The organism is Mesorhizobium sp. WSM4820 (genome assembly GCF_055811075.1).
This window is the reverse complement of the sequence record NZ_JBVVQN010000007.1, coordinates 34339-57903: the sequence shown is the minus strand read 5'-3', so window position 1 is coordinate 57903 and position 23565 is coordinate 34339. Positions and strand designations below refer to the sequence as shown.

Here is a 23565-nt window from a genome sequence, read left to right as displayed (position 1 = left end):
CCATGGTCAGCGGAGCTCGCAGACGGCGCAGCTTTGGCCGCCATCGACAGGCAGGCAAACGCCGGTGACGAAGCGCGCCTCCTCGGACGCAAGAAACACGGCCGCCGCAGCGACGTCCCACGCTGTTCCCATCCGCCCCATCGGCACCATGGCGTTGCGGGCGGCCACCATCTCGTCGGCCGAACCATACTGGCCGGAAATCTGCTGATAGATCATCGGCGTGTCGATCAGGCCCGGCATGATGCAGTTGGCGCGAATACCTTGCCGGGCATATTGCATGGCCAGCGCCACTGTGGCCTGGTTCACCGCGGCCTTGGCCGCATAATAGGCGAAATAGGGATAGCCGACGTAGCGTATCGCGGCGAGCGACGAGATATTGACGATTGCACCGCCGCCGCCCTTGAACATATGCGGCAACACCGCCTTGGCGGTGCGGTAGACCGGTCCGATATTGAGGTCGAGGGCGGCCTGGAACGCGTCCTCATCGAGTTCAATAGGACCGCCCATATGGGTCACGCCGACATTGTTGTGCAGGACGTCGATGGCGCCGAACGCCTCCATTGCCGCCGCTGCTGCCAGTTCGACTGAGGCCAGACTGGTCACGTCGGCCGACAACGCGATCGCCTGGTTGCCTTCGTCGCGGATGATATCAGCGGTTTCGGCGGCGGCCGCCGCCGCGAGATCGACGCAGGCGACGCGCGCACCTTCGCGCGCGAAGGCGACCGCCGCCGCCTTGCCGTTGCCCCAGCCGGGTCCGGACGACCCTGCGCCGAAGACAATTGCGGATTTTCCCCTGAGCCGGTCGACCACCATCGAATTCCTTGCAAAAAGCCGTGGCTGTTATCGGGCGGAGCCACATGGCCCGCCCGCCCGGGAGCCGCCCGCCCTCAGGTCAGGCTGGCGCCAACAGCCTTTTCCAGGATGGCCCAGGCTTCGTCGCCGTACTTGCCCTTCCACTCGGCGTAGAAGCCGGCGTCCTTCAGCGTCTGCCGGAACGGGGCCGCATCCGGATGGTTGATCTTCATGCCCTTGCCGACGAGCTCCTGCTCAAGCGTGGCATTGAGCTTGGCGACGTCCTCGCGCTCCTTCACGCCGGCCTCGTTGAGGTTCCTGGCGACGATCTCGCGCATGTCCTGCGGCATCGCCTCCCAGGCCCGCTTGTTGGCGAGGAACCAGAAGCCGTCCCACATGTGGTTGGTGAGCGAGCAGAACTGCTGCACCTCGTAGAGCTTGGCCGTCGAGATGATGGCGAGCGGGTTTTCCTGCCCGTCGACAATCTTCGTCTGCAGCGCCGAATACACTTCGGCGAAGTTGATGCTGGCCGGCGCCGACTTGAAGGCGGTGAACATCGAGGTCCAGAGCGGGCTGACCGGGACGCGAATCTTGAAGCCTTCGAGGTTCGCGGGCGTCTCGATCGGGCCGACGGAACTGGTGATCTGGCGGAAGCCGTTGTCCCAGATCTTCTCCATGACGACCAGGTTCGATTTCTCGATCTCGCCGCGCACATATTTTCCGAGGTCGCCATCCATCGCCGCCCACACCGCGTCGTAGTCCGAGAAGGCAAAGCCGATGCCGCTGATCGAGGCATTGGCGACGAGCGTGGAAAGGATCAGCGGCGACAGCGTGAAGAATTCGACGCCGCCCGAGCGAACCTGGCTCAGCATGTCGGTGTCGGCGCCGAGCTGGTTGCTGGGGAATATCTGGATGGCGACGCGGCCGCCGGTCTCCTTGCGGATTTTCTCGACGGCTTCCTGCGCGCGCAGGTTCATCGGGTGGGTGAGCGGCAGGTTGTTGGCGTATTTGTAGTTGAACTCCGCCGCCTGCGCCCCGGCGTAGCGGATGGTGCTCACGAGCGGGATGGATGCGGCTGCGCCAATCATCAAGCTGCGGCGGGTGATGGTCATCGTGTTTCCTCCTGGTTGAATCCGAGTGGCTAGAGATAGGCTACCGACAGCGCCGGGACGGCAGCGATCAGCAACAGGCCGGCAAGCAACGCACCGAGGTAGGGCCAGATGGCGCTCATGGCCTCGTCGGGCGAGACGTCGCCGATCTTGCAGGCGATGTAGAAGCCGATGCCGATAGGCGGCGCCATAAGCCCGATGTTCATCGCCGTCACGACGACCATAGAATAGTGCACGTCGTTGATGCCCAGCCGAGCGGCGATTGGAAACATGATCGGCGCCATCAGAACGATCGCTGGCAGGCCTTCAAGAACGCAGCCGAGAACCATGAAGACGGCGATGGTGACGAGCATGAAGGAGAACCAGCCTCCGGGCAGGTCAGTCATGTAGATGGCCAGCTGGTTGGCGAAGCCGGTTTGCGTCAGCGCCCAGGCCATTGCCGAGGCGGTGCCGAGAATGAGCAGGATGGCGCCGGACAGCGCCGCCGTCTCGACCAGCATGGCGTAGAATTTCTTCGCGCCGATGCCGCCATAAAACAACGCGCCGATGACCAGCGCATAGAGCACGGCGATTGTGGAAACCTCGGTGGCGGTGGCGACGCCGCCGCCGACGGCGCCGCGGATCAGGAAGGGAAGCACCAGTGCGGGGGCGGAGACGAGCAGCGTCTTCCAGACGAGCGAGAACGGAGCGCGATGGACGCCTTCCATGCTCTCGCCCGAAGCCTTCCAGCGCGCGAGCACCGCAAGGACGAGCAACAGAACCACGGCGATGACGAAGCCGCTGGTGAAAAGCGCGGCGATCGAAACGCCGGCGACCGAGCCGAGCACAATCAGCACGATCGATGGCGGCACCGTATCGGCCATCGCAGCGCCTGTTGCGAGCAACGCGATCATCTCCCTGGGCTTGTGGCCGCGCCGCTTCATTTCTGGGAAAAGTGCCGGAGCGACGGTCGCCATGTCGGAAACCTTCGAACCGGAAATGCCCGAGACGAGGAACATCGAGCCCAGCAGCACGTAGGACATGCCGGCCTTCACATGGCCGAGCAGCGACGCCATGAACTCGACGATCGCCTTGCCCATGCCTGTCGCGTCGAGCACACAGCCGAGCAGGACGAAGATCGGCACCGACAGCAGGATGAGGCTCGACATCCCCTCGTCGATGCGGCCGACAAGCACGATCATCGGCACGTGCGTGCTGAAGGCGATGAAGGCGATCGTGCCGACGCCGAAACAGAAAGCGATCGGCACACCGAGCAGAAGGCAGACCGCCACCACGCCGACGAGAAAGATGACGATGTTGGCGTAGCCGAGCGTGAGGAACAATGGCGAAAGCAGCCAGCCGACCACGGCCAGTGCGGCAATGACTGCGACAGCGGCGGCCAGGTTGGCGAGCGTCGCTGCGCGGATCGCGTGGCCCACGGCGATGACAGACATCAATGCCAGCCCGGCGACAATTGCCGAGGCGCGGAAGCTCATCGGAATGTTGAGCGCCGCCGAGGTGACGTACCACTCCTCCTGTACATACTGGCTTGCCGGCACAATCAGCGCAAGCAGCACCGTCGCCACCACGAGCAAAGCGAGGGCGTCCACGAAGTGGCGGCCGCGCTCGGGGATCATGTTGAGGAAGATGGTAAGACGCAGATGCTCGTTGCGGTCGATGGCGATCGCCGAGCCGAGCATGGCGAGCCAGAGAAAGGAGATGGAAGCGGCCTCATCGATCCAGACGATCGGCAACGCCAGCACGTAGCGCGAGATGACGCCGGCGAGCAGCAGACCGATGACGAAGACGAGCAGGATCGAGGCCACCGCCTCGACCGGCCACATCAGCCGTGACCCTGGCCGCGCATCCAGCACCTCGGCCGGCGTATCGACGATCATCGTGTTGTTGCTGGCGGCTGCCATGCTTCAAGCTCCTCCGCTCGGATCAGGCAACAACGCCTGCCTGAAACGCTCACGCCGAAATCGGAACAAAGCGATCTCCTCCCGCTCGTTACAGATTTCGTACAAGGTCTATATCATGGACCTGTTATTTCGCATAACCGATTTTTGGCATGCAATCGGCTGCATATCAGCGACTTGCGGCGAAAATGCGATCCATATTGTGGATCGATAGACCTAGACAGGGGTATTCAAGAGGGATTGCACTCGCAATCGAGACGCCAGGTATCATCGAATTCCATGCCCGCAGTGACTGCTTCGCACGAGACGATCACTGTCGTTTGCGCGGCACGCGCGTGGGCAAGAACGGCCGCAAGCAAGTCCCGGTCCTTGCAGACATCGAGGTCGTCGACTAGGAGCACGGCCGCTGATCGGACTAGCGCTCGTGCGGCACGGATCTGGGCGGCCTGCATTGCACCGACGTGAGGAGGCTCCAGTCGCCTGTCTGTAGGTTCATCGACTGCCAGGCCGCACAGCGAGGCCGTGGCGATTATCTCTTCTTGCGAGGTCGCTGAGGGCGCTCCCAGGGCAATATTGTCGAGCATTGTTGCCCGCACCAACGGGATCGCCGGCGACAAAACGGTGATTGCCCGGCGCCGGTCGCGTTGCGAAATCTTGTCGACGGGGATGTCATCGAGGAAAATCGCCAGGCCGCTGTTTTCCTCGAAACCTGCGATGCTGGAAAAAAGCGCGCTGCGTGCTTCAGGCGTATCACCGCCAAGCAGGATCGACGCGCCGGGCGCGGCCTCCAGCACTTTTGACGGCGTGCCGTGTCGGCAATGAAATTCGATGCGCAGCCGCCGGCCTGACGTCGAGCGCGGCAGGGGAACTGGATTCACAGGATCCACAAGCACCGGCCTTGCCAGGATGGAGGCAATCCGGCGGCGGGACTCGACATAGGCAAGCCGATAATCGGCGGCGCGAGCGAGGTCGGAAAGCTGGCCAACCGTCAGACCGGCGAGGAGCAATAGCGTGCTGAGATCGCCAACCAGCATCGCCGGGCGGCCCGAAAACGCATAGGCCACGAGGATGACGACGATCACGGGCATGACGAAGTCGCTGGACGCGCGCGCAGCCCCCGACCACCCTGCCCGGCGAACGAGCCACATGTTGAGCGCTTCCGACATCCGGTCGATCTTTCGTGTGGACGTTCCGCTTTTGCCGAAATGGGCAAACGCCGCCCGGGCGGCAACGATGTCGCCGAGACGGCCGGCAAGCCGTCCCCGCCTCCGCCGGCTTTCGCGGATGGCCCGGTGAAGAAACGGCAAGGCAACAAGACAGACGATCGACCAGGCAAGAACGCCGCAAAGCAGGAACGGCGCAACCCCTGGGGCAAGCCAGAAGGCGCCAACCACGATGAGAACGACGGAAGGACCCGCAACAAAGAGGGAAGCGACGCCGTCGGCCAGCCAGGATCTGATGGCGGAGAGGTCGGTGACGAGGCGGGTCATTACCAGGCCGAGACCGGTCCGGCCGGCGCCAGGCGGCAACGCAAAGAGCTGCTCGACCAGCAGTCTGCGGACCTCGCGCACATAGTCCAGTGCAAAAGCTGCCCCCTGTCGGCGCTGCATCACCCCGAGTGCGAAGAGCGCGATGCCGAGCGAAAGGCTGGCCACGATCAGCCTGCCCTGCCCGAGCGGCTGCGGTTCCCCGGAAACCGCCGCACCGACGATGGCGACAAGAGCGAGCGACGTGGCGGCCTTGGCAAAGCCGATGGCGACAAGAACCGCAAGGGCGACCAGTCGCGTGCCGATCAGGATTCCTGGTAGAGGCATTGTGCACCTCCAGCGATCACCATCAGGCGCGGGTTCAATATCCCTGAGACTATGCTTGCCGCGGTCGCCGGATCGGTGAGTTCCTTGACGCCATAGACAGGGGCGTTGGCAGCGCCTGCTTCCCGGCGCGCCAGCGGCGAGCAGGTCAGGAGCCCGCTGAGCCCGAGCACGTCGTATCCAAGCTCGCGCAGCTTTTCGCAGCCCGCCACCGCGCCCATCGCATCGCCTGCGGCAAACAGCACGCCGCCGGCCAGCTCGCGGAATTTCGGGGACTTTGCCAGCGCGGCCGTCTCGGACTGGAATAGCCCATCCGCGACCTCCAGAACCGCGATCTTCGCCCCCGTGGCGGCAAGAGAGTGCAGCAAATGCTGCGCGCCGTCGACGATGGCATCGATTGGGGCAAGATAGGTCGTGGCAAAGCCGGCATCAGTGAAATCAAGGGCGGCGCATGCTCCAGCATCCATCATCGATCAGAGATCGTTGCCGGCTCCGGTTCCGGTCACCTTTGCCGCACCAACTGCAAAACCTGCCCTGGTCAAACCACGCACGAGGCTTGCAGCTGTTGTCGTCTTGCCCGAATTCATCGACGTTCCGAAGACAACGATTGTCGGCGGGGTCAGCCGCGCCGGCTGCGGCGCAACCGCAAAGTCTGCAACGTTCAGAACGCGGCCACATGAGTTGGTGACGAGGCCGAGCGGCACGATCGCAGTCGGAGATATGGTCTTGTCGTGCCATGCCAACGCCCGCGAAGCCACTCCGCCTGCCGCCACCATATGGCACGGTCCGAGATCTGCCGGCACGATCGCCTCGAACTGATCAGGGGCGTAGCGGTTGCCGTAGGCCAGGACGACTTCGTCCGTCGCGGCAAGTGCCGCCTTGCGTCCCGAGGGCAGTTCGACCGACTTGTGGTGACCGAGCGCCTCGATCCGCGCGAGCACCAGGTCGCCTGCCTTCGGTTCGGCGGGAGGCGCAAGCAACATCCGCATGCGCTCAGTGGGAATTCGGCGGGTCGTGAAAGCCCGCTTGGCCTTCGCGATGCGTTCGCAGTCAAGAATTTCCATTGTGGTCTCTCCGGTCACCAAGGGGGCGCTGTTACCTGGGGGAGAACGCGGTCGAACCAGGATTATTCTCGGTGGGTTGCAATTCTTTTCGCCGCGATGGCGTGGACCCAAGCCGCGGGGCCTACGCACACGCCGCGCGAAGCAGCGGACGAGAAACAGGCGTGCGGTCATAGCGGACGGCAAGTTCGGCATAGACCGCATCGTTGATCAGCAACGGCCCATTGAGGCTTGCCGCCTCAAGCCCGTCGATCGACCAATCCGCCCAGTTCGCATCGTCCATTACAGGATCGAGCCGACCAGCGTCACGCGTCGCCACGCGTCAGCGCCAGGATCGCGTCGGTGTCGAGGCCCTTGCCGGCATGGCCGCGCAATTTCGCAAAGCGGCTCGCGGGCTGCTTCTTGTCACTACGCACAATCACCACATTGCCGTCATCGGTGCGGCGGAAATCAACCTTGCTGCCCGGAACGATTCCGAGCAGGTCCCGGACCGACTTCGGGATGGTCACCTGTCCTTTGGCTGTGACTGTGTTGGTCATGTCCGCACCTTGGTAGTACCCATTTTCGGTATTATTATGTGGACCGAATTTCAACCTCCACAAGCGGCTGCCGAAGCCGTGATTTTGTGGCTTGTTTCCCCGGGCGCGCCTGTCGACGTCGTAATCCGCAGCCATGCACCCTATCTACGCCGCATGAATGACATTACGAACAGACGCGCGCTTCTACTCATCAATCCAAAGGCACGACGCGGGCAGGAATCTCTCGCACCGGTCGTCGAGCGGCTGGAAGCCGGAGGGCTCCGCGTCAGCGTCGAGACATTTGAGGCACTGCCCGAGATAGCACGCGACATCGTGCGCCTTCGCCATAGGGCCGATCTTGTGATCGTGTGCGGCGGCGATGGCTCGGTGTCCTCGGCGGCGGTCGCGGTCATGGAAAGCGGGCTGGCGATGGGCATCATTCCGATGGGGACGGCGAACGATCTGGCGCGTACCCTCGAAATACCGTTGGATCTTGGGAAGGCGGCCGACGTGATAGTAGAGGGCGGACGACGTCTGATCGATATCGGAACCGTCAATGGCCACGCTTTCTTCAACGTCGCGAGCATCGGCCTCAGCACCGATCTTGCCCAGGGGCTGGATCCGGCGCTGAAGAAGCGTTTCGGCAGGTTTGGCTATGCCCTGGCGGCCATGAAAGTGTTGACCAAGGCCCGCCACTTTGAAGCAAGGATTACCGAAAAGGGCGCAACGACCGAAGTCGAGACCTACCAGATAGCGGTCGGCAACGGCCGCCACTATGGCGGCGGCAACGTCGTCGAGGAGACCGCGGAGATCGATGACGGCCATCTCGACCTGTACAGCCTGGAAATGACGAATCTCTGGAAGATGGCGCTCTTGTTGCGCTCGTTCCGCTCCGGCACGCACGGCGCCTGGAGCGAGGTTCGCACAGCCAGATGCGTCGAGTTCGACATCGAGACGAAAAGGCCGATGCCGGTGAACACTGACGGTGAGATCGTCACCTCGACCCCGGCGCATTTCAAGGTCCACCCGAAGGCAATTTCGGTGTTCGCGCCTGCCGCCGCGCGCATACAGCCCCGCACAAAGGTGCCTGGTGACGCGGTCAGCGCAAACAGCGGCTAGACTGGCGACCAAGCGCGCGCCGAACAAACCCAATCGCCCGCGGTCATCTCTCGATCAGAAGTGATCTGGCAACAGCAACATAGCCTTCCGGGCATGTCTTCGATCATTGCTTGACGAACGCGCCCGTGTAGGTCTGGCCGGCAAGCCTGACGGTTCCGGCCAGGGTTCTGTCGGGCCGCATGACAAAACTGACGTCTGCGCCACTCGGCAGGCGCTCAAGCTTCAACGTAGTCCCCACAATTTTTCCAGTGCCGGCGGCCTCTCCCGGATGGTTGTCGCCCAGAGTTCCCCACGCGTAGGTGACCGTCACCTTGCCATTGGAAGAAATCGTCTGAACAGCAAGTTTGGCGTCATATATCCCCTCCAATCGTCCGGCCCATAGACCCGAAAAAGCAGCATATTTTGTCGGGACGGTCTTGGCAGGCGGAGTGACCGCCACGGATTGATCAATAATTGCCGAACCGGAAGGAACAGCGGCAGGATCCGAGGCGGTTTGGGCCGGAATGGGTCCAGGTCCTAACGCAGGTTCGACAGTGGGTCGCGGCGTTTCAGGCGCCGATTGGCACGCGGTTATGGCAAGCGCCGCGAAGCCAAGCATTGCGTTGCACATTCGGCGTGCCATCATCTGGTGCCCCGGCCATCTCTGAATCTAGCGCAGGCTAACCTTATCGCGCGTTTTCACGACCTCTGTCTACCCAAAGTATCTCGTACGACAGTGGCTCGTCGAAGGACGTCCAGCGGTCGCGAGTGAATGCCTCCATTCGTCGCCAAAATAGCCGCCATGGCGTCGGAAAATGTTTTAATTCAATTATTTACGCTAGAATTTTGATCTATTTTCCAGGCTTTTGGTTTTCGACCGCAGATGCCTAAGCTGCTATCGATGCAGTCGCTGCCGGTTCGGCGGCGACGCCGTCCACCATGACATGACTAATACCCCGCGAGCAGCGCTCGATTCTCGCCTCGACGCGGTACACATCACGCAAAAGCGCCGGCGTAACGACATCTTCCGGCGTGCCGCAGGCGACCATCCGGCCCTCGGCAATAACGATGCATTTGTCGGCGAAGCGCAGGGCCTGATTGAGGTCGTGAATTGCGATCAGCACCGCGATCCCGTGCTTGCGCGCAAGCCCGCGCATGAAGGTCAGCACCTCCACCTGCCGGTGCAGGTCAAGCGCGGACGTCGGCTCGTCCATCAGCAGGATTTCAGGTTCGCGAGCCAGGGTCTGGGCGATGCTTACCACCTGCCTTTGCCCCCCGCTCAATTCCCCGACGTTGCGAAAGGCAAGATCCGAGATGCTGAGCGCGGCCAGGATGCCGTCTATGAGTGCGAGGTCGCCGTCGCTGACCGACCATGCCGAGCCCTGCTTGCGGGCGAGCAGAATCGATTCATAGACGGTCAGCACCGCGTTGGCTGCCGTATCCTGCGGCATATAGCAGATGCCGTCCGGCCCCTTCACCGCTCCCTCGAGGCAGACGCGTCCCGGGCCCTTCAGAAGTCCTGCGATGCGCTTGAACAGCGTCGACTTGCCCGCTGCGTTGGGTCCGATCACGGCGACAACCTCGCCACCCCGGAACATGGGAGTTGAAACATCCGAAAGGACGAGCCGCGCCCCGTGGAAGGCTCCGAGACCATCGAGCCTGATCGTTACCATGAGCGCCTCACATTCGAGAGGATCAGCGAGATGAAGAAGGGAATGCCGATAAGCGAGGTGACGATGCCGATCGGGAAGATCGTGCCTGGAACGAGCGACTTGCTGGCAACCGAACTCGCCGAAAGGATGAGCGCCCCCGAAAGCGCCGAGGCGGGCAGGAAGAAGCGCTGATCTTCTCCGATCAGCATGCGGGCGATGTGCGGGCCGACAAGCCCGATGAAGCCGATCGTGCCGACGAAGGCGACGGGAATGGCAGCAAGGAGGCTCACCATCATCATGGTTTCGAGCCTGAGGCGTGCGACCTTGACGCCAAAGCTCGCGGCCTTGTCCTCGCCTAGCCGCAGCGCCGTCAGCGCCCAGGCGCGGCGCACGAATATCGGAAGTGTTGCAAGAAGGATGAGGCTGGTAATGATGAGCTTGGGCCAGGTGGCTTTGGTGAGGCTTCCCATCGTCCAGAACACGACCGCGGCGAGCGCCTGCTCGGAGGAAAGATACTGGACGAGCGACAGCAGCGCATTGAAGGTGAATACGAGCGCGATGCCGAGAAGCACGATGGTTTCGACCGTCACGCCGCGCTTGAGACTGAGCAGGTGGATGACGAGCGCGGTCAGCATCGCCACCACGAAGGCGTTGAGCGGCACGATATATTCGATCGCGGCCGGGATCAGCGCGACGCCGAAGGCGAGCGCGAGGGCTGCGCCAAAGCTGGCCGCCGCCGAAATGCCGAGCGTGAACGGGCTGGCGAGCGGATTGTTGAGGATGGTCTGCATCTGCGCACCGGCGACCGACAGTGCTGCGCCGACGACCACTGCCATGAGCGCGATGGGAAGCCGGATGTCCCACAACACGACGCGCACCTGAAGCGGCACACTGCCGGGAGAAACCAGGGCGAGCACCACCTGGTCGAGGCTATAGCTTGCGGGCCCGAGCGCGAGGTCGATGCAGAGGCTCAGCAGCAGCGCCAGGGCGAGCCCCGCCAGGATCAGTTGCTTGCGCAGGACAAGGGCGCGGTAGAGCCCGCGCCCTTGTTTGGCTGACAGTGCGGCCGGTTCACTGCTCATCGGAGAGCGAGACCCAATGGCCAGGCCTGTACCCGACCGGCAGGAACTTCTCGTGCAACTCCTTGAAGGTGGCCTCGGCGTCGAGATCGGCGAACAGGTCGGGATGCAGCCATTTGGCCATCTGCTGTATGGCGACGAACTGATAGGGGCTGTTGTAGAACTGGTGCCAGATGGCGTGGACCTGCCCGTTCTCCACCGCCTTGATGCCGGTCAGCGCGGGCCGCTCGGTCAGGCCCCTGAGTTTCTTCAGTGCCGCGGCTTCGTCGGCGCCGGGACCGACGTCGACCCATTTGCCGCCCGGCACATAGGCCTCCCAATTGCCGCCCGTCACAATCACCTGGTCGGGATCGCTGGCGATGATCTGTTCGGGATTGAGCGCGCCAAACGTGCCCGGGATCAGGTCGGCCGCGATATTGGCCCCGCCGGCCATGTCGACGAACTTGCCAAAATTGTCGTTGCCGAAGCTCATGCAGCAATCATCGGAATAGCCCCCGGCGCGATCGATGAACACGGTCGGGCGCTTGGGGTTCTTCTCTGCGATCACATCGGTGACGCGCGCGATCTGGGCCGCGCGGTAGGCGATGAACGCCTCGGCCCGCTGTTCCTGGCCAAGCAGCTTGCCGATCAGGCGCATGCTCGGCTCGGTGTTGGTGAAGGGTTGCTCGCGGAAATCGACATAGACCACCGGAATGCCGACGGCGGCGAGCTTCTCGATGTATTGCGCGTCCTCGGTTGCCTGCTTGGACTCGATGTTCATGATCATCACGTCCGGGTCAAGTACGATGGCCTGCTCGATGTCGAAGGTGCCGTCCTTGAAACCGCCGAAGGTCGGTATGGCCGCCATCGACGGGAATTTTTCCAGATAGACGGCGTAATTGTCCGGATCGGCCTGGGAGAAATCCTCGCGCCAGCCAACGATGCGCTTGAAAGGGTTGTCGGTATCGAGCGCGGCGATCAGGTAGATCTGCCGGCCTTCGCCGAGGATGACCTTCTCGACCGGCGTCTTCACCTCGATCTTGCGGCCGGCAATGTCGGTGACGGTCTCGGCGCGCGCGCCTGGGGTAAGCGGCATCAAGGCCGCGAGCGCGACCGCGGCCGCAAATATCGATTTCAAAATCATTGGGCTCTCGCAATTCAGTTGCCGGCCCCGCTTATGAAACATGAATTGCATAATCAAGATTTTTCTTTTAGAGCAATTCCAATGTAGCCGCTTTGGGGAGTACGTTTCGGGCAATGACGGCTCACGCAAACTATTCGCTGCGCGACGAGATTCGGGACTATTGGTCCGACCGCGCCGAGACATTCGACCTGCAGGTCGGCCACGAGATTTTTTCCGAGCAGGAGCGTGCCGCCTGGCACGCGCTCATAACCAGGCACATTGGGCCAGGCGCCGGGCGGGCGTCTCTGGATCTCGCCTGCGGGACTGGCGTCATTTCGCATCTGATGCACGATCTGGGCTTTGTGGTGACAGGCCTGGACTGGTCGGAAGCCATGCTCGCCAAGGCGCGCGCCAAGGCACAAAAACGCGGCGCCGATATCCGTTTCATCGAGAGGGATGCCGAACGCACGCTCGAGGACAAAGCGAGCTACGATGTCATCGTCACCCGTCACCTGGTCTGGACGCTGCTGGATCCGAAGGCGGCCTTTGCCGAATGGTTCTCGCTGCTGAAGCCCGGCGGCAGGCTGCTGGTCATCGACGGCGATTTTGTCAGCCGCAACTGGGCGACGCGTATGCGGGAACTTTGGGAGAAGCTCACGGCCGGCAAGTCCCAGGTCTCGGACGATGACGGCGCCGCCATGGCCAGACGTCACCAGAACATTCTTGCCCGTGTCTATTTCTCAGGCGGCGCACGGGCGGAAGAGATAGTTCGCTTGCTGGCCGAAGCCGGGTTCGAGCAGCCGGTCGTCGACTGGAAACTGGGCGCGATCCATCGCGCCCAGGCTCGACGGATGAGTTGGCCCAAGGCGCTCGAACGCGCCACTCAACATCGCTTCGCGATCTGCGCGACAAAGCCGCAGTAATACCTCGGCATTGCGGGGCGACGGCACGACAGGCAATAGCTGCCGGTCGGCGTCAGCTCAGATGCGCCACCGAGGATTATTTCTTCTGATTGGCGTCCTGGAGGATCATCTCCGATGCCTTCTCCGCGATCATGACCACTGGAGAGTTGGTGTTGCCGGAAACGATCGTCGGCATAATCGAAGCGTCGACGACGCGCAGGCCAGAAATGCCGTGCACCCGCAGCCGGCCGTCGACCACTGCCGTCGAGCCTGCGCCCATCTTGCAGGTGCCGACCGGGTGGAAAATCGTGGTGCCGATATCGCCGGCTTTGCGGACGAGATCTTCTTCGCTTTCATTATGTGCACCGGGCAGCATTTCCTCAGGCGCGTAACGGGCAATGGCACGCGCCTTCATCAAGCGGCGGACGTGGCGGAGCGATGCCACAGCCACGGTCCTGTCTCCCTCGGTAGACAAATAGTTCGGCCGGATCTTCGGAGCCGCCTGCGGATCGGACGCCTCCATGTGGACGGTGCCGCGGCTTTCCGGTCTGAGATTGCAGACCGAAACCGTGACCGCGGGGAAGCGATGCAGCGGCTCGCCCAGCCGGTCAGTGCTCAACGGCTGGACATGGTATTCGAGATCGGGCGTCTCCAGGCGTGGGTCGCTCCTGGCGAAGATGCCAAGCTGGCTCGGCGCCATCGACAGCGGTCCGCTGCGACGGATAGCGTATTCGACGCCCATAGCCGCACGGCTGAACAGATTGTGGTAGCGCTGGTTTAGCGTCGAGGCGTTGGCGACCTTGAAGACTGTGCGGATCTGCAGATGATCCTGCAAGTTCTCGCCGACGCCTTCCAGCGCGTGGCGAACCGGGATTCCTGCTGCGCCAAGCACGGCAGGTCGGCCGACGCCGGAAAGCTCGAGCAGCTTCGGCGAATTGATCGCGCCGGCGGCAAGGATCGTCTCGCCTGCCCGCGCACGATGCAGTTGGCCGCCCATGCGAAAGACAACGCCGGTGACGCAAGCTCCGTCGAAATCCAGCATCTCGGTCTCGGCGCCGGTGACGACGCGCAAATTCGGCCGTCGCAGCGCGCTGCGCAGGAACGCCTTAGAGGTATTCCAGCGCACGCCTTTCCTCTGGTTGACCTCGAAATAGCCCGACCCTTCGTTGGTCCCGCCGTTGAAATCCTCGGTCCGGGGGATGCCGAGTTCCTCGGCAGCATCGCGGAAGGCATCCAGGATTGGCCACGACAGGCGCTGGCGCTCGACGCGCCATTCGCCACCGGCGCCGTGAAGGTCGTTGGCGCCACCAAAATGGTCCTCGGACTTGCGGAAATACGGAAGCACGTCATCCCAGCCCCAACCGAGATTCCCGGCTTGCCGCCAGCCATCATAGTCGGCCGCCTGGCCACGCATGTAGATCATGCCGTTGATCGACGAGCAGCCGCCCAGAAGCTTGCCGCGCGGATAGTTGAGCGCACGACCGTTCAGCCCGGGCTCCGGCTCGGTCTTCATCAGCCAATCGGTGCGCGGGTTGCCCATGCAGTAGAGATAGCCGATGGGAATGTTGACCCAGTGATAGCGATCGCTGCCGCCGGCTTCGAGAAGCAGCACGCGCATGGCTGGATTGGCCGACAGTCTGTTGGCCAGCACGCAGCCGGCTGAACCCGCGCCGACGATGATGAAGTCGTACTGTCCAAAATCGGCAGCGGTCTGTGTCAATTGGACGTCCATTCGCTTGCCATCCTGTCCCATAGCGGACCCATGGCCTTGTTGATCTCACCATAGAGACGATAGCGCCGCTCGTAGACCGGTGCGATCGCGCAATTGGGCTGGTAGCATCGGTCGGGCGCGGTCATCGCGGCGGCGCCCGCAGAGAAGTCGGCAAATAAGCCGACGCCTGTCCCGGCTGCAATCGCAGCTCCCAGCGCACCTGTCTCACGGCTGCGCGCCACGGTCACCGGCACGTCCAGCACATCTGCGAATATCTGCGGCCAAACGGCGCTGCGCGAGCCGCCGCCCGAAAGAACCGCCTGGCTGACAATGGCTCCCGCTCGACGCAGCGTCTCGACATGGCGCCGGTGCTCGAAGACGACGCCCTCGAACAGTGCGCGCAGCATATGAGCCCGCGTGTGCCAGCCGGCGATGCCGTAGAAACCGGCACGCGCCTTGCCATTCTGCTGCGAGCCGTAAAGGAATGGGTGATAGATCGGCATGTCTCCCGCGGGATCGACGGAAGCAACAAGCTCGCTGCAGATCTCGAATGGCGATGCGCCTGCCGGCGGCGCATGCTCGAAAAACTCACGCACGATCCACTCGAGATTTGCGGCCGAAGTGGCGCTCGATTCGATGGCGAGATAGCGCAGCGGATCGAAGGTCGACAGCATGAAGATAGACGGATCGCGGATCGGCTCTTGGGTGATAACCTGGTTGATGCTCCAGGTGCCGGCAATGATCGAGGCGGCGCCGGTGCTGGTGACGCCCGAACCGATGGCGCTGGCGACGACGTCGAACAGGCCCGCCACCACTGGCGTGCCCGCAAGAAGGCCGGTGGCAGCGGCGACATCGCGCGTGACATGGCCGGCGATGGCGGAGGCTTCCAGCACGTTCGGCAGCAGTTCCATGCAATCGTCGAGACCATAGGCGGCCAGCAACTCAGGCTCGTAGCGTCGGCCGGGCATGTGCAAAAGCCCGCAGCCCGACATATCCGAGGTCTCGGTCGAGCGCGTGCCGGTGAGGCGGTTGACGATAAAATCCTTGCACAGGAAGACGGTGCCTATTTTGGCAAAAAGTGCCGGATCATGGCGCTTGAGCCACGCCAGCAGAGTCGGCGTCTGCGCCGCCCAGGGCCGTTGCAGGCAGTGGATATAGGTCCGGTCGCCAACGCCTGCGGCCGCCCATTCGCTGACGATGCCGACGCCGCGCGTGTCGAGCGACTGGATGCCGAGCAGCGGGTCGCCGCCGCGGTCCAGCGCATAGAGCCCGTTGCCGTGGCCGGCGCAGCCGATCACCGCGATGTCGCGGGGGTCGATGCCCGATTGGTCGAGGCACTGGCGGATGACCTCGACGGCGTTGCGCCACAATTCGCCGAGGTCCCGCTCGACATGGCCGGGCTCTGGCATGCAGGAGCGGCCGTCGCGAGCGGCAAGTGCGAGTTCGCGACCGGCGGTGTCGAAGATGATGGCCTTGATGACGGTATTGCCAGCATCAAGGCCAAGAATGTATCGCGGCATTGAAGCTCCTCCCAAGCTGCAAAGATTATTCTTGCTGGTAGAGCTCCCAGGCCAGCGCGCCGTCGGCATTCTCATGGATGATCGCCATCAATCCTCTCACGACGGCACGAGGGTTGGAATGCTGATATATGTTGCGGCCATAGACCATGCCTGCCGCGCCTTGTGCCATCAGCGCCGCCGACTTGTCGAAGACGGCGCGCAAATCCTCCCTGCCCCCACCGCGCACAAGGACAGGACAGCGTGCCGCAGCCACCACCCGGTGGAAGTCGTTCGGATCGGTCGTCGGATCCGCCTTGATGATGTCGGCGCCCATCTCGCCGGCGAGCCGGGTCAGGGTGACGATCTTTTCGGGGTCGCCGTCGACCATGTAGCCTCCGCGCTCCGAATTGGGCAGCATTGCCAGCGGCTCGATCATCAGCGGCAAGCCATATCTTTCACAGTCGGCGCGAACCCTGGCAATGTTGTGGACGCATTGCCGAAACAGGTCCGGCTCGTCGGGCAGCATGAACAGATTGACGACCACGCAGGCCGCGTCCATCTCCAGCGCGCCGATCAGCGGCTCGGCTTCGTTCTGCAGGATGGCCCACATCGAGCGATGGCGGGTTTTGTTATAGGGATTGCCCATGTCTATGCGCATGACCAATGCCGGCTTGTCCTTGCCGGGCAGGGTCTGCAGCAAATCGGCCTGGCCATAATTCATCTGAATGGCGTCCGGCCCCGCGGCGACCAGCTGGGCGACGACGCCGGCCATATCCTCCAGCCCTTCCAGGAAAGACGGCTCGTTGCATACGCCATGGTCGATTGCGACGTCGAGACAGCGCGCCCCGCCGAACAGCCGGTTCATGCGGACTTTCTTGTTGATGCGCATTCGGCGCTCCTTCCTTGGTCTTTTTGCGATAGCTGGTCGAGATCGACGCCGTGCTGGCGCTGCAGCAGGGCGAGGAAATCGGTGCGCTCGAATGCCTTGCGCGCAGCGTCCCAGCTCTTTTCGACTGCGAGAATATCGAGAACCGCATCGAGAAGGTCGCAAGAGAGTGCACCGGTGATGGCAATTGTCGTGCGGCGGAGCAGCAGGTCCTCCAGCTGCTCGACATATTCATTGGCGATGAGATACTGAATCTCCCGGACCGAGTAGTCGCTGCCAGGCAAGAGCTCGTCCTGTCCCGCTGCCAAAAAAGCGGCGACGGCATCCGCCACGGTGCCGTAGCGCTCGAACAGGCTGCGCATGCGGTCAAGCGACAGGCCATGCGCCGCCGCGCGTTCTGCGCACCATTTTTCGGGGGCCATGGGAAAATGCCGGCCGCCGCCGATCGGCATGTTTTCGGTGCCGACGATGCGCTGTCGGCACAATCGCTCGAGCACGATATCCGCTGCCAGTTCGCCGAACGACCGGAAGGTTGTCCATTTCCCGCCGATCATGCACAGCGTCGGCGGCACCATACCGGCGCCCTCGATGAGCTCGCAGAAATGATCGCGGGGAATGCGCCCGGTAAAACTGTCCCGGCTTATCGGTAGCGGCCTCACCCCGGTGAACTGAAAGACGATGTCGGTATCAGTGATCTCGATCCCGGGAAACACGAAGGACACGGACTGCCGGATGTATTGCCGCTCGTCGTCCTCGCAGCGCGCCTGGTCGGGATCGTCGGCACGGATATCCGTCGAGCCGACCAGCACATTGCCGAGATAGGGGAACAGGATGCAGATCCGGCCGTCCTCGTTCTCGTAATAGATCATGTGGCCGTCGAGCGCGTCGTGAAGCTCGCGATTATCGACGATCAGATGCGATCCTTTGGTGCCACCCATAAATTTCGGCGCAACGGCTCCGATAGCCGAATTGGTCAGGTCGATCCAGCCGCCTGTGGCGTTGACGACGAGCCGCGGCTTCACGGCAACTGTTTCGCCAGACAGTCCGTCGTTAAGCGCAAGGCCCGCGTCACCGAACGATATGCGTGCATAGTTGAGCGCTCGAGCCGATGGCTTTTCGTTCATGGTGTCGCGCAGCATCTCGGTACCCAGCCGCTCGGGGTGGCTGACCCAGGCGTCATAGTATGTCGCCGAATTGCGGATAGCAGGATTGATTGCAGGCCAGACCTTGAGTGTTTCAGCACGGCTCCTGAACTTGTGCGTCGGGACGATACGCCGTGCGGCGGTGAAGAAGTCATACATCGCCAGGCCGGTCTTGATGACCAATGCGCCGCGCCGACCCGGACGACGGCTTAGCCCAAGGAAGCGGAATGCGCCATTTGCTATGCCTGAGAACAGGTCGAAGATTGGCACTGTGGTTGGCAGTGGCGCAACGCAATGCGGCGCGTTCTTCAATAGCCGATCGCGTTCGAGCAGCGATTCGCGGACCAGCTTGAACTCGCCGTTTTCAAGGTAGCGCAAGCCGCCATGAACCATGCGCGAGAGGGCTGCGCTGGCGCCGGAGCAATAATCGCCCTTTTCGGCGAGCAGGACATCGACGCCCTGCAAAGCGAGCTCGCGAAACACGCTGATGCCGTTGATGCCGCCGCCTATCACGAGGACGTCAACATCGGGGTTCTCGCGCAAGCCGGCGATCGTCTGGATCCGATTCATCTCAGGACGCGCTTTCGATCACGCGTCTATCGCTACGAGATGCCCGGCCACCGCCGCATCGATCGTCCCCAGTTCCGCCGCGCTCAGCAAGATCTCCCCTGCCCTGGCGTTGTCGAGCGCCTGCGTCGCGTTTCGCGCTCCACACAACGCGAAGGTGATGCCGGGTTGCGCCAGCGTCCAGGCGATGACGATCTGCGCCATGCTTGCCTGGTGGACCTCAGCGACCGGGACCAGGGCATGTTTCAGCGCGGCTACCTTGCGCCGGCTGGCCTGAGAGAATCGAGGATTGTCCTTGCGCTGGTCGTCGCCGCTGAACTCACGCGCCGGATCGATGGCGCCCGAGAGCAGGCCGAGTGCAAGCGACGAATAACTGAGTGCTGCAACTTGATGCTGGCGCGCGATCGGCAGCAATGTCTGCTCGATGTCGCGATCCAGCATCGAATATCTTTCCTGGATCGCGTCGAGCTGGCCAGCGGCGACATACTGCTGCAGCTCGGCAGCATTGAGATTGCTGGCGCCGATGGCGCGGATCTTGCCAGCGGATTTGAGGCGTTCGAGCGCTTCCATTGTTTCGGCAATGGGTGTCGTCGGGTCCTGCCAATGGGTGATGTAGAGATCGATATAGTCGGTGCCGAGCCGCCGCAGGCTCTGTTCCACTTCATAAGCGATGCCGTCGGCGCCCAGATATCGGTTCACCGGCGTTCCATCCTGATCGAAGAAGTGGTTGCCCTTTTTCGAATGCCAGTTGAGGCCGCATTTGCTGGCGATGACCGCGCGGTCGCGCCGGCCCTTGATTGCCTTGCCGACGATCTCTTCGCTGCGGCCAAGACCGTAAGCCGGCGCGGTGTCGATCAGTGAAACGCCGGCATCGAAGGACGCCTGGATGGCGGCGATCGATTCTGCTTCATCCGTGCCACCCCACATCCAGCCGCCGATGGCCCAGGTGCCGAGTCCCACCGCCGAAGCGACAACGCCGGACTTGCCGATTGAGCGGGTGATTTGTCGAGTATTCATGCTGCATTTCCTTCGGCGAGCTCGAGGATCTTCAAGCCGGTGGTTTCGTCGGTGACGAGAGTGTCGAGGTGAGAGCCGCGCATGGCACTGAGGATCGGGACCACCTTGCTGGCGCCGCTTGCGACCCCGATCGACTGCGGAATGGTCGCGAATTCCTCGAGCGTCAGCGAGACCAGTGAGCGGTTGAGGCTGTAGTCCGCGAGCTTGCCGTCGCCGTCTATGAGATGGGCGAGCAGTTCGCCCGCCGCGCCAGAGCGCTCGATGGCCAGCCGGTCGGCGCTCGAGGATGGGTGCAGATCGTAGTAGCTCGAATCATCGGCCAGGATGGAGCCGATGCCGACGACCGCAAGCGTTGCTTCGCGCGCCTTGTTGAAGACGTCCGAAACCGCCCGGACGCCCATCAGCATGTCACGTTGGGCCGGGCTTTCGGCAAACAGCGGCGCGTGAATCTGATAGGCGCGCCCGCCGAGCTTGTCGGCCATCAGAGACGCGACATGATTGACGTCGGTGTAATGCTTGCCCTGGACTAGGCCGGTCGCGGGAACAACCTCGACGTCGTAGCTGCGGCTCGGCTTGAGGCCGGCGACGACGGCACTCACCCCCTTGCCCCCGGTGATGGAAATCGTGTCGCCGTCCTTGATCGTCTCGAGCACCAGCCTGGCTGCGGCCTCACCGACACGCTGAAGCGCAGTCTGGGGATTGTCCGAAACGGAGGGGACGACGACGGCCCTTTGGAGTCCACCGATCGCGACAAGTCGCGCCTCGATGTCGATCAGTTGCTCGACCGGCGACTTGATCTTGATCTCGACAAGCCCGAGTTGATGACCGCGTTTGATGAGGCGGTTGACAGTCGCATGCGAGATGCCGAGTTCCTTGGCGATTTCCGCCTGCGTCTTGGCTTCCATGTAATGAAGCACAAGCGCCTGATACATCTGGCGGACGATCGTGACGTCGTCCCGCGAATTGGGTGGTGACATGATGGATGCTCAACTCTTGCGCTGCTGCTCAGGACTTCCTGCGGTGCAGGAAGTGGTCGATCGATACCGCCGCGAGCAGGATGCATCCCTTGATCATGTCCTGCCAATAGACGGAAACGTCGAGCAGGATCAGCGAGCTTGTGACGACCGAGAGCAGCGCCATGCCCAGTATGGCGCCGAAGATGGTGCCCGAGCCGCCGTTGAGCGATGCTCCGCCAATCACCGCCGCGGCGATGATGTTGAGCTCCATGCCAGCGCCGAAGGTCGGGGTCGCAGCGCCAAAGCGTGACATATAGATGATGCCGGCAAAGCCCGCGAGGGTGGAGCAGAGAACCGTGACCCAGAATTTGACCTGCTTGGTCTTGATGCCTGAAAATTGGGCCGCCTTCTCGTTGCTGCCGGTATAAAAGACCTTGCGGAAGGCCGTGGCACGCCGAAGCAGAAAATCGAATATGGCCACGACCACAACAAAGATGACGATGACATAAGGCACATTGCCGAAGCTGCCCTGGCCGATCGCCTTGAACCCGGGCGGCAGGGTGAACAGCGACAGCGGGGTTCCCTTGGTGATGACAAGACAGAGACCGCGCACGATCACCATCGCCGCCAGCGATGTGATGAAGTGATTGAGCCCGATAACGGTCACGAAGAAGCCCATCACCGCGCCGATCAGCGCGCTGGCGCCTATGCCGATGAGGCTCGCGGTCCACGGGTCCAGACCCATCAGGAACAGAGCGCCTGACACGACCATGGAGAAGCAGACCACCGACCCGACGGAAAGGTCGATGCCGCCGACAATGAGGAGTATCGTCATGCCGACCACGACGATGCCTTCAATGGAGAAGCTCATCAGCATGGCGCGGAAATTTCCCCAGGTCAGGAAATGCGGCGAAGCGAATGTCATGGCGATGCACAGCGCCAGCATGATAGCGATCAGCCCCGCCTCGCGCATCGACCCAAGACGCAGCCGGTTGCGCCCGCCAAGCCCGGGGGCGCTCGCCTTGATTTCAGCGTCCATGAGGGTTCCTCCGGTCTGTCTAAGCGACATTCTGAACCTGCCTTGCGTTTGATCGTTGCTGCCGGAGACCCGAAGCCAGCAGCATGATTGCCTCTTCGGTCAATTCGTCAGCCCCCAGTTCGCCGACGATGGCACCTTCGTGTATGACAAGCACCCGGTCGCTCAGTCCGATCAATTCCGGAAGCTCGGATGAAATCACGATGACGCCGACGCCCCGCTCGGCGAGATCGCGCAGCAGGCGATGAATTTCCACTTTGGCACCGACATCGACCCCGCGTGTAGGTTCGTCCAGAATGACCACTTTGGGGCCGACCGACAGAAGCCTGGCGATGGCGACTTTCTGCTGGTTGCCACCGCTGAGCGTCGACACCTGTGTCTCGATGCCGCCCATGCGCACACCGTGGCGCACGACCAGGTCGGTGGCTTGCTTTGCCTCGGCGCGGCGATCGAGCAGCCCAAGTGGCGTGGTCAGCTTCCGAAGGTCGAGCGCGGAGATATTGGATGCAACCGACAGGTCGAGGAACAGGCCCGACGCCTTGCGGTCCTCCGAGAGGTAGACCAGGCCTGCGCGCACCGCATCGCTGTAAGTCCTGATGCTGACCGGCTCGCCATTGAGTTCGACCGATCCCGACACTTTCGGGCGCAAGCCGCAAACGGTCTGGACCATCTCGCTGCGACCGGCGCCAATCAACCCGCCAACGCCAAGAATTTCGCCTGCTCGAAGCGTGAAACTGACGCCAGCGGAACCCTGTCGATAGGAGAGATTTTCGACCGACAGCACAGGGCGGTCGGTACGCCGTTCAGGCGAGAGCTTTTGCGGATAGAGCTGCGTGATTTCGCGCCCGACCATCTTGCGCACGACATCATTGGGAGTGACCGAAGCGATAGAATCGGTCGCTACGTATCTGCCGTCACGAAACACCGTGACGCGGTCGCACAGGCTGAAGATCTCCGCCATGCGATGGCTGATGTAGATGATTGAAATTCCGCGCGCCTTGAGATCGCGGACGATTGCGAAAAGGCGCTGCGCCTCGGTCTCGGTCAGCGCGGCCGTCGGCTCGTCGAGCATCAGCACCCGGCATTCGAGCGTCAGCGCCTTGGCGATTTCCACAAGTTGCTGGTTGGAAATAGAAAGATCGGCGACTGGCGTCTCGACCGGGATCGGTGCCAGCAGGTCCATTATCTTCTGCGCATCGGCGTAGAGCCGGCGAAAATTCATCAGCGGCGCGCGTCGATTGTTGACGGCCGCCATGAGGATATTCTCGGCCACCGTGGCATCCTGGCAGAGCGCGATTTCCTGATGGACGAGGCCTATGCCAAGCCGCTGCGCGGCGGATGGCGATGTGACGGTGACGTTGTTGCCTTCGAGACGAATGGCGCCTTCGTCGGGTTGCACAATGCCGGCGATGATATTCATCAGCGTGGACTTGCCGGCGCCGTTCTCGCCGCACAGCGCGTGAATTTCGCCCCTCTGCAGCGTGAAATCGACCCCGGTCAGCGCTTTGATGGCACCGAAGGATTTCGAGATGTCGCGGATTTCAAGAATGGCGGCGGCAGTCACTCCGTCCCCCTTCAGCGTTGAAATTGATGATATGGCCCGGGTCGAGGGGGGGGGGGCGGGCCCCCCCCCCGGGGGGGGGGGGCGGGGGGCGGGGCGGGGGGGGGGCGGGGTGGGGGGGGGGGGGGGGGGGGGGCCGGCGGGGGGGGGGGGGGGGCCCCCAAAAAA

General features: G+C 62.7%; 21 protein-coding genes and 1 pseudogene. 2 read left to right on the top strand and 20 right to left on the bottom strand.

Annotated elements, in window-relative coordinates:
* Positions 1–6 precede the first annotated feature (6 nt).
* The 8 genes and pseudogenes from AC0L2R_RS13375 to AC0L2R_RS13340 all read right to left on the bottom strand — a co-directional run bounded on the left by AC0L2R_RS13375 (position 7) and on the right by AC0L2R_RS13340 (position 7210).
* Positions 7–810 (bottom strand): SDR family NAD(P)-dependent oxidoreductase, encoded by an 804-nt coding sequence (locus AC0L2R_RS13375; protein ID WP_473509442.1) that lies wholly within the window; start codon positions 808–810, stop codon positions 7–9.
* Positions 811–887: 77 nt separating this feature from the next.
* On the bottom strand, positions 888–1904 hold the full coding sequence (locus AC0L2R_RS13370) for a TRAP transporter substrate-binding protein (RefSeq protein WP_473509440.1): 1017 nt from the start codon (positions 1902–1904) through the stop codon (positions 888–890).
* A 29-nt stretch (positions 1905–1933) separates the two neighbouring features.
* Complete coding sequence (locus tag AC0L2R_RS13365) at positions 1934–3778, bottom strand: TRAP transporter large permease (RefSeq protein ID WP_473509729.1); 1845 nt, start codon at positions 3776–3778, stop codon at positions 1934–1936.
* Positions 3779–4029: 251 nt separating this feature from the next.
* Positions 4030–5613, bottom strand: a complete 1584-nt coding sequence (locus tag AC0L2R_RS13360) for an ABC transporter transmembrane domain-containing protein (protein WP_473509439.1) — start codon at positions 5611–5613, stop codon at positions 4030–4032.
* Positions 5592–6080, bottom strand: coding sequence for a hypothetical protein (locus tag AC0L2R_RS13355; protein WP_473509437.1), 489 nt, complete (start codon positions 6078–6080; stop codon positions 5592–5594). The genes AC0L2R_RS13360 and AC0L2R_RS13355 overlap by 22 nt, the downstream gene beginning before the upstream one ends.
* A gap of 3 nt (positions 6081–6083) precedes the next feature.
* Complete coding sequence (locus AC0L2R_RS13350) at positions 6084–6674, bottom strand: hypothetical protein (RefSeq protein ID WP_473509435.1); 591 nt, start codon at positions 6672–6674, stop codon at positions 6084–6086.
* Positions 6675–6837: 163 nt separating this feature from the next.
* Positions 6838–6954, bottom strand: a pseudogene (locus AC0L2R_RS13345) (DNA-binding protein); the annotation flags it as partial.
* Positions 6955–6976: 22 nt separating this feature from the next.
* Positions 6977–7210 (bottom strand): AbrB/MazE/SpoVT family DNA-binding domain-containing protein, encoded by a 234-nt coding sequence (locus AC0L2R_RS13340; protein ID WP_473509727.1) that lies wholly within the window; start codon positions 7208–7210, stop codon positions 6977–6979.
* A gap of 153 nt (positions 7211–7363) precedes the next feature.
* Between AC0L2R_RS13340 and AC0L2R_RS13335 the strand changes: the two genes are divergently transcribed.
* Complete coding sequence (locus tag AC0L2R_RS13335) at positions 7364–8308, top strand: lipid kinase (protein WP_473509433.1); 945 nt, start codon at positions 7364–7366, stop codon at positions 8306–8308.
* 103 nt (positions 8309–8411) lie between these two features.
* Here AC0L2R_RS13335 and AC0L2R_RS13330 read toward each other — a convergent pair whose 3' ends face one another.
* From AC0L2R_RS13330 to AC0L2R_RS13315, 4 genes are all read right to left on the bottom strand, one after another.
* Positions 8412–8933 carry a hypothetical protein gene (locus AC0L2R_RS13330; protein WP_473509431.1) on the bottom strand — a complete coding sequence of 174 codons (522 nt, stop codon included), beginning with the start codon at positions 8931–8933 and terminating at the stop codon, positions 8412–8414.
* A 241-nt stretch (positions 8934–9174) separates the two neighbouring features.
* On the bottom strand, positions 9175–9960 hold the full coding sequence (locus tag AC0L2R_RS13325) for an ABC transporter ATP-binding protein (RefSeq protein WP_473509430.1): 786 nt from the start codon (positions 9958–9960) through the stop codon (positions 9175–9177).
* Entirely contained in the window at positions 9954–11021 is a 1068-nt protein-coding gene (locus AC0L2R_RS13320) for a FecCD family ABC transporter permease (protein ID WP_027156395.1), read from the bottom strand. The genes AC0L2R_RS13325 and AC0L2R_RS13320 overlap by 7 nt, the downstream gene beginning before the upstream one ends.
* Entirely contained in the window at positions 11011–12141 is a 1131-nt protein-coding gene (locus AC0L2R_RS13315; protein WP_473509428.1) for an ABC transporter substrate-binding protein, read from the bottom strand. The genes AC0L2R_RS13320 and AC0L2R_RS13315 overlap by 11 nt, the downstream gene beginning before the upstream one ends.
* Positions 12142–12254: 113 nt before the next feature.
* Between AC0L2R_RS13315 and AC0L2R_RS13310 the strand changes: the two genes are divergently transcribed.
* Complete coding sequence (locus AC0L2R_RS13310) at positions 12255–13043, top strand: class I SAM-dependent methyltransferase (RefSeq protein WP_473509427.1); 789 nt, start codon at positions 12255–12257, stop codon at positions 13041–13043.
* A 76-nt stretch (positions 13044–13119) separates the two neighbouring features.
* Here the strand turns inward: AC0L2R_RS13310 and AC0L2R_RS13305 are convergent, their stop codons facing one another.
* Genes AC0L2R_RS13305 through AC0L2R_RS13270 form a run of 8 tightly spaced genes read right to left on the bottom strand, consistent with a single transcriptional unit; the run spans position 13120 to position 23400 of the window.
* Entirely contained in the window at positions 13120–14754 is a 1635-nt protein-coding gene (locus AC0L2R_RS13305) for a GMC family oxidoreductase (RefSeq protein WP_473509425.1), read from the bottom strand.
* Positions 14739–16253: an FGGY-family carbohydrate kinase gene (locus tag AC0L2R_RS13300; protein WP_473509423.1), complete on the bottom strand. Its 1515-nt coding sequence runs from the start codon at positions 16251–16253 to the stop codon at positions 14739–14741. Before AC0L2R_RS13300 ends, AC0L2R_RS13305 begins: the two co-directional genes overlap by 16 nt.
* Positions 16254–16278: 25 nt before the next feature.
* Entirely contained in the window at positions 16279–17121 is an 843-nt protein-coding gene (locus AC0L2R_RS13295) for a class I fructose-bisphosphate aldolase (RefSeq protein WP_473509421.1), read from the bottom strand.
* Positions 17094–18830: a glycerol-3-phosphate dehydrogenase/oxidase gene (locus AC0L2R_RS13290; RefSeq protein WP_473509420.1), complete on the bottom strand. Its 1737-nt coding sequence runs from the start codon at positions 18828–18830 to the stop codon at positions 17094–17096. The genes AC0L2R_RS13295 and AC0L2R_RS13290 overlap by 28 nt, the downstream gene beginning before the upstream one ends.
* An 18-nt stretch (positions 18831–18848) precedes the next feature.
* Complete coding sequence (locus tag AC0L2R_RS13285; protein ID WP_473509418.1) at positions 18849–19844, bottom strand: aldo/keto reductase; 996 nt, start codon at positions 19842–19844, stop codon at positions 18849–18851.
* Positions 19841–20821: a sugar-binding transcriptional regulator gene (locus tag AC0L2R_RS13280; protein ID WP_473509416.1), complete on the bottom strand. Its 981-nt coding sequence runs from the start codon at positions 20819–20821 to the stop codon at positions 19841–19843. The genes AC0L2R_RS13285 and AC0L2R_RS13280 overlap by 4 nt, the downstream gene beginning before the upstream one ends.
* Before the next feature lie 28 nt (positions 20822–20849).
* Complete coding sequence (locus AC0L2R_RS13275; protein WP_473509414.1) at positions 20850–21839, bottom strand: ABC transporter permease; 990 nt, start codon at positions 21837–21839, stop codon at positions 20850–20852.
* A gap of 19 nt (positions 21840–21858) precedes the next feature.
* Positions 21859–23400, bottom strand: a complete 1542-nt coding sequence (locus AC0L2R_RS13270; protein WP_473509412.1) for a sugar ABC transporter ATP-binding protein — start codon at positions 23398–23400, stop codon at positions 21859–21861.
* Positions 23401–23565: the final 165 nt, after the last annotated feature.

What these genes read in the sequence shown, in the direction of transcription:
- AC0L2R_RS13370 (WP_473509440.1), bottom strand. Translation starts at nt 1,904, where the DNA reads ATGACCATCACCCGCCGCAGCTTGATGATTGGCGCAGCCGCATCCATC.
- AC0L2R_RS13365 (WP_473509729.1), bottom strand. Translation starts at nt 3,778, where the DNA reads ATGATCGTCGATACGCCGGCCGAGGTGCTGGATGCGCGGCCAGGGTCA.
- AC0L2R_RS13360 (WP_473509439.1), bottom strand. Translation starts at nt 5,613, where the DNA reads ATGCCTCTACCAGGAATCCTGATCGGCACGCGACTGGTCGCCCTTGCG.
- AC0L2R_RS13355 (WP_473509437.1), bottom strand. Translation starts at nt 6,080, where the DNA reads ATGATGGATGCTGGAGCATGCGCCGCCCTTGATTTCACTGATGCCGGC.
- AC0L2R_RS13350 (WP_473509435.1), bottom strand. Translation starts at nt 6,674, where the DNA reads ATGGAAATTCTTGACTGCGAACGCATCGCGAAGGCCAAGCGGGCTTTC.
- AC0L2R_RS13340 (WP_473509727.1), bottom strand. Translation starts at nt 7,210, where the DNA reads ATGACCAACACAGTCACAGCCAAAGGACAGGTGACCATCCCGAAGTCG.
- AC0L2R_RS13335 (WP_473509433.1), top strand. Translation starts at nt 7,364, where the DNA reads ATGAATGACATTACGAACAGACGCGCGCTTCTACTCATCAATCCAAAG.
- AC0L2R_RS13330 (WP_473509431.1), bottom strand. Translation starts at nt 8,933, where the DNA reads ATGATGGCACGCCGAATGTGCAACGCAATGCTTGGCTTCGCGGCGCTT.
- AC0L2R_RS13325 (WP_473509430.1), bottom strand. Translation starts at nt 9,960, where the DNA reads ATGGTAACGATCAGGCTCGATGGTCTCGGAGCCTTCCACGGGGCGCGG.
- AC0L2R_RS13320 (WP_027156395.1), bottom strand. Translation starts at nt 11,021, where the DNA reads ATGAGCAGTGAACCGGCCGCACTGTCAGCCAAACAAGGGCGCGGGCTC.
- AC0L2R_RS13315 (WP_473509428.1), bottom strand. Translation starts at nt 12,141, where the DNA reads ATGATTTTGAAATCGATATTTGCGGCCGCGGTCGCGCTCGCGGCCTTG.
- AC0L2R_RS13310 (WP_473509427.1), top strand. Translation starts at nt 12,255, where the DNA reads ATGACGGCTCACGCAAACTATTCGCTGCGCGACGAGATTCGGGACTAT.
- AC0L2R_RS13305 (WP_473509425.1), bottom strand. Translation starts at nt 14,754, where the DNA reads ATGGACGTCCAATTGACACAGACCGCTGCCGATTTTGGACAGTACGAC.
- AC0L2R_RS13300 (WP_473509423.1), bottom strand. Translation starts at nt 16,253, where the DNA reads ATGCCGCGATACATTCTTGGCCTTGATGCTGGCAATACCGTCATCAAG.
- AC0L2R_RS13295 (WP_473509421.1), bottom strand. Translation starts at nt 17,121, where the DNA reads ATGCGCATCAACAAGAAAGTCCGCATGAACCGGCTGTTCGGCGGGGCG.
- AC0L2R_RS13290 (WP_473509420.1), bottom strand. Translation starts at nt 18,830, where the DNA reads ATGAATCGGATCCAGACGATCGCCGGCTTGCGCGAGAACCCCGATGTT.
- AC0L2R_RS13285 (WP_473509418.1), bottom strand. Translation starts at nt 19,844, where the DNA reads ATGAATACTCGACAAATCACCCGCTCAATCGGCAAGTCCGGCGTTGTC.
- AC0L2R_RS13280 (WP_473509416.1), bottom strand. Translation starts at nt 20,821, where the DNA reads ATGTCACCACCCAATTCGCGGGACGACGTCACGATCGTCCGCCAGATG.
- AC0L2R_RS13275 (WP_473509414.1), bottom strand. Translation starts at nt 21,839, where the DNA reads ATGGACGCTGAAATCAAGGCGAGCGCCCCCGGGCTTGGCGGGCGCAAC.